The sequence below is a fragment of the Streptomyces sp. 13-12-16 genome (genome assembly GCF_002114215.1).
In the GTDB taxonomy this organism is placed as follows: domain Bacteria; phylum Actinomycetota; class Actinomycetes; order Streptomycetales; family Streptomycetaceae; genus Streptomyces.
Genome location: NZ_NCTE01001326.1, coordinates 1 through 883 on the forward strand (window position 1 = coordinate 1; position 883 = coordinate 883).

Sequence of the window (883 nt, forward strand, 5' to 3'; positions counted from 1 at the left end):
CCGGCACCCCGGCGGCGACGCCGGCGTCATGGCACCCTCCATGCCGAGGCGGCCCGCCGCTCCCGGCACGGTCGAGCGCCTCCTGGACCGGGCGGGCCACCGCGACTGGTACGCCGGCCTGCGCACCGCGCCGCCCGCCGCCCGCGCCCTGCTGGACGTCACCCGGCCCGAACGGGAGATCGACACGGACTTCCCTCCCTCCGTCGACCAGGTCACCATGCCCAGGTCGGCGGACCTGGTGGTGCACCTGCACGGGATCCGGCCGAGCCGCGCACTACCTCGGTGCGGGGGCCGCCTCGGTGTCCCCGGGGGCGCCGGGGCGGAGCAGGCCCGTCAGGGACAGGGCGCCCGGCCCGAAGAAGACCAGGAGCAGGAACCCCCAGCAGAACAACACCGGTGACAGGCCGCCGTTCTGCAGCGGGAACAGACCGTCCTTCTGGTGTTCGGTGAAGTAGGCGAAGGCCATGGCCCCCGAGCTGAGGAACGCCGCGCTGCGGGTCGCGGTCCCGAGGAGGACGAGGACCCCGCAGACGAGCTCGATCACGCCCGCGTACCAGAACGGCCAGTCACCCGTGGGGCTGGCCTTCCTGTCCAGTACGCCGAAGACCGTGGCGGCTCCCTCGCTGGTGAACAGCAGGCCGAGGACGATGCGGAACAGGCCCAGGACGAGCGGTCGGTGGCCGGCCAGCCGGTCGTTCAGGCGTGCGGTGCTCATCGTCGTGTACTCCTCGCGTCGGTCGGTGCAACGTAGGGGCCGGCGCCGGGGGTCGCGCGGGAGGCCGTCCGCTCTTCCCTTACGTGCGCGACGGCCCGGCGGTTCAGCCGAACCCGCCGGTCGTCCCGAGGCGGTTCACGGGCGGCGTGGCCACCCCCGCCCCCATGG

General features: G+C 74.2%; 2 protein-coding genes. Both read right to left on the reverse strand.

Going from position 1 to position 883, the window contains the following annotated elements:
• Positions 1 to 186, reverse strand: a 186-nt coding sequence (locus tag B7767_RS47540; protein ID WP_218775861.1) for a hypothetical protein, incomplete at its 3' end; no start/stop codon positions are given.
• Between the two features lie 88 nt (positions 187 to 274).
• Positions 275 to 715, reverse strand: coding sequence for a DoxX family protein (locus B7767_RS40505; RefSeq protein ID WP_085576272.1), 441 nt, complete (start codon positions 713 to 715; stop codon positions 275 to 277).
• Positions 716 to 883: the final 168 nt, after the last annotated feature.